Raw genomic sequence first — 3,937 nt, forward strand, 5'->3', positions numbered from 1 at the left:
CCGGGGCGCACCCCCCCGCGCCGGTGCCCGCACGCGGGAGCCTGGTCGACTCGCGGCGCCCGCAGGTCCGCGGGGCAGCGGCGCCGCCGCCCGATCCGGGCACGTCTCCCAAGGAGAGCAACGCATGCAGCGTCCGCACATACAGGAAGCCGGGGCCCTGGCCACCGGCGGAGGGGCCGGCGCCGGACAGCGCACCGGTGCCTCGGCGACCTTCGCCGAACTGCTCAAACGGGTCAAGGCCGAAGGCCTCCTCGACCTCGACCCGCGGTACTACGTGGGCAAGCTGGCCCTCAACACCACCCTGCTGCTGATCGGGTTCGCCGCCTTCTTCGAGCTGGGCGACTCCTGGTGGCAGCTCGTCACGGCCCTGTGGATGGGCCTGTGCGGCGGCCAGTCGGCGTTCATGTGGCACGACGCAGGCCACAAGGCGATGTTCCGCAGCAAGAAGGCCGCCTCCGCGGTCGGCTACGTCCACGCCAACCTGGTCAACGGGGTCAGCTACGGCTGGTGGGTCAACCACCACAACCGGCACCACAGCAACCCCAACCACCTGGACATGGACCCGGACATCGGCCGGCGCACCGCCATCTTCGACATCAAGCAGTACCCGAGCCGCAAGGGCACCCAGAAGCTCGTCGTGCGCTACCAGAGCGTGCTGTTCTTCGTGCTGCTGGTGCTCGAGGGCTTCAAGATGCTGAGGACGGCCGTCCTGTCGATCGTCCAGGGCAAGACCAAGCGGCCCGTGCTGGAGACGTTCCTCATCCTGCTGCGCACGGCCGTCTACCTGTCCCTCGTCTTCACCCTCCTGTCCCCGGCGCTCGCGGTCGCCTTCATCGTCGTCCAGCACGCCGCCCTCGGCGTGTACTTCGGGATGATCTTCGCCCCGAACCACAAGGGCATGCAGATCCGCGACGGCGAGGAGGAGACCCTGGACTGGCTGGAGCGCCAGGTCCTCACCTCCCGCAACATCCGGCCCAACTGGCTGGTCGACTTCCTCTACGGCGGGCTCAACTACCAGGTCGAGCACCACCTGTTCCCGGCGATGCCGCAGAAGAGCCTGGGGCGTGCCCGGGAGCTGACCATGCAGTACTGCGCCGAGCGCGGGGTGCCGTACCACGAGGTCGGGTTCTGGGCCTCGTACCGCGAGGTCGCCTCCTATCTGCACGAGGTCAGCGCGCCCGTGCGGCGCGGTGACGTGGACGAGCAGATCCGGCGCCGGGCCATGGAAGCGGCCTGACCCCGATCGTCCCCCGCACGGCCCCCCATGCCCCCACCCGCCCCACATCCCCCACTCACCCCACATCCCCCACACCCCGGCCCCCGGGCCGCACGCCCGGGCCCGTCGGCGGCCCGGGCGGTTCCTTCCCGGGAGCGGCGCACGAACAGTCCCCAGGAGTACCGAAGGAGCCAGCCCCATGTCCCAGACCACCGCGGCGGCGGGCGGAGTCGCCGCTCCCGCCCCGATCGGGGTCCGCCTGGACCGCATGCCGATCACTCCCCTGCACCGAAGACTCACCGCGGTCATCGGCGTCGGCCTGTTCTTCGACACCTTCGAGAACAATCTGTCGGGCACCATCGGCAAGGTGCTGCAGAGCGGCTTCGGCTTCGGTGCCACCTCGCTCAAGCTCGTCCTGGCCGCCGTGTTCGTCGGCCAGTTCATCGGCTCCCTGACGCTCGGCCGGATCGCCGACCGGTTCGGCCGGCGCCGGGCCTTCCTGATCAACCTCGCCATCTACTCGGCCTTCTCCCTGCTCGGCGCCTTCTCCCCGAACGCCGGCTGGCTGATCGCCACCCGCTTCCTCGCCGGCATCGGCATCGGCGCCGAACAGGCACTGTCCGACTGCTACCTGGCCGACGTCCTGCCCGCGAAGAAGCGCGGCCGCTTCATCGCCTCGGCCTACACCCTCGCCTTCTGCGGAGTGCCCGCGGTGGGCTTCGCCGCGCTGTGGCTGGTGCCGCTCACCCCGCTGGGCGTGGCCGGCTGGCGCTGGCTGTTCGTGCTCGGCGCGCTCGGCTCGGCCGTCGTGTGGGTACTGCGCCGGCAGCTGATCGAGTCCCCGCGCTGGCTCGCGGCGACCGGCCGCACCACCGAGGCCGAGCGGCTGGTGTCGCAGATGGAGGCGGAGGCCGCGGGCCGCGGACTGCTGCTGGAGCCGCCCGCCCAGACCGGCCCGGACACGGCCGCCGACCACTCCCGGCTGCGGGACGTCGTCGGCCCCGGAATGCTCCGCCGGACGCTGGTGCTCTGGCTGTTCTCCGTGCTCTCGGTCGTCGGCTACTACGGCTTCGGCACGCTCGCCCCGCAGATCGTCGCCGCCAAGGGCTACGGCATCGTCGCCGGCCTCGGCTTCACCGCGCTGTCCTTCCTCGGCTACCCGGTGGGCTCCGCGCTCGCGCTGCCCGTCGTGGACCGCATCGAGCGGCGCACCCTGATCGCCCTGTCGGCGAGTGCCATGGTGGCGGCCGGACTCGGCTTCGCCTACGCGGGCTCGGCCCCGCAGATCGTCGTCTGCGGGTTCGCGTACACGCTGTTCAGCAACGTCTTCTCCAGCGTCTCGCACGTCTATCTGTCCGAGCAGTACCCCACCGCGATCCGCGCCACCGCCTCCGGCGCCGCCTACTCGCTGTCCAAGCTCAGCGCCGCCGCACTGCCGTTCGCGCTGCTTCCGGTCCTCGACGCGCACGGCCCCGGCGCCCTGTTCGGTGTCATCGCCGCCTGCATGGCCGTCCTCGCCGGCACCGTGCTCACGCTCGGCGAGCGCACCACCGGCACCCCGGTCAAGTGAACCACCCCTATTACGTGAGGAGTTGAACATGGCCTACGTCATCGGACTGCCCTGCGTCGACGTCAAGGACCGTTCCTGCATCGACGAGTGCCCCGTGGACTGCATCTACGAGGGCCGCCGCGCCCTGTACATCCATCCGGACGAATGCGTGGACTGCGGCGCCTGCGAACCGGTGTGCCCGGTCGACGCCATCTACTTCCAGGACGACCTGCCCGAGGAGTGGGGCGACGACCACGCCTCCTCCAACGCCGCCTTCTTCGAGACCCTCGGCGCGCCCGGCGGCGGCAGCTCCCTCGGCCCCCAGGACCATGACTCCCCGCTGGTGAGCGCGCTGCCGAAGAAGGTGTCGGCATGAGCGGCATCCTCGCCGGCAAGCGGATCCTGGTGACCGGGGTCGTCACGGACGCCTCCATCGCCTTCCACGTGGCCCGGATCGCCCAGGAGGAGGGCGCCGAGGTGCTGCTGACCGGTTTCGGCCGGCTCACCCTCATCGAGCGCTTCGCCTCGAAGCTGCCCAAGCCCGCCCCGGTGATCGAACTGGACGTCACCGACCAGGGCCACCTGGACAGCCTCGCGGAGCGGATCGGCGAGCACGTCGACTCCCTCGACGGCATCGTGCACTCCATCGCCTACGGCCCCCAGGGGGCCTTCTCCTTCCTGGACGGCACCTGGGACGACGTGTCGACGGCCGTGCACGTCTCGGCGTACTCGCTGAAGTCGCTGACCACCGCCTGCCTGCCCCTGCTGGAGCGGCGCGGCGGCTCGGTCGTCGGGCTCACCTTCGACGCGGCCGTCGCCTGGCCGCACTACGACTGGATGGGCGTCGCCAAGGCCGCCCTGGAGTCCACCAGCCGCTACCTGGCCCGCGACCTGGGCGGCCGGGGCATCCGCTGCAACCTGGTCGCCGCCGGACCGCTGCGCTCCATGGCCGCCAAGTCCATCCCGGGCTTCGCCGACCTGGCCGACGTCTGGACCACCGACCGGGCCCCGGCCGGCTGGGACCTCACCGACCCGGACCCCGCCGCCCGCGGGGTGGTCGCCCTGCTGTCGGACTTCTTCCCGCGCACCACGGGCGAGATCGTCCACGTGGACGGCGGGGTGCACATGACGGGCGCGTGAACCACCGCATGGCAAAGGGGCGGGGGTCGAGG

4 protein-coding genes are annotated in these 3,937 nt (G+C 71.3%); all 4 read left to right on the forward strand.

The window, feature by feature from the left end; translation table 11 throughout:
- The first annotated feature begins 124 nt into the window (after positions 1–124).
- Entirely contained in the window at positions 125–1,237 is a 1,113-nt protein-coding gene (locus AB0H32_RS47270; protein ID WP_361135605.1) for an acyl-CoA desaturase, read from the forward strand.
- A 178-nt stretch (positions 1,238–1,415) separates the two neighbouring features.
- Positions 1,416–2,786 carry an MFS transporter gene (locus tag AB0H32_RS47275; protein ID WP_361135609.1) on the forward strand — a complete coding sequence of 457 codons (1,371 nt, stop codon included), beginning with the start codon at positions 1,416–1,418 and terminating at the stop codon, positions 2,784–2,786.
- Positions 2,787–2,814: 28 nt separating this feature from the next.
- Positions 2,815–3,141 carry a ferredoxin gene (fdxA, locus tag AB0H32_RS47280; RefSeq protein WP_361135612.1) on the forward strand — a complete coding sequence of 109 codons (327 nt, stop codon included), beginning with the start codon at positions 2,815–2,817 and terminating at the stop codon, positions 3,139–3,141.
- Positions 3,138–3,905 carry an enoyl-ACP reductase FabI gene (gene fabI, locus AB0H32_RS47285; protein ID WP_361135616.1) on the forward strand — a complete coding sequence of 256 codons (768 nt, stop codon included), beginning with the start codon at positions 3,138–3,140 and terminating at the stop codon, positions 3,903–3,905. Before fdxA ends, fabI begins: the two co-directional genes overlap by 4 nt.
- The last annotated feature ends 32 nt before the right edge of the window (positions 3,906–3,937 follow it).

Source organism: Streptomyces sp. NPDC020362 (assembly GCF_040642095.1).
Lineage (GTDB): Bacteria > Actinomycetota > Actinomycetes > Streptomycetales > Streptomycetaceae > Streptomyces.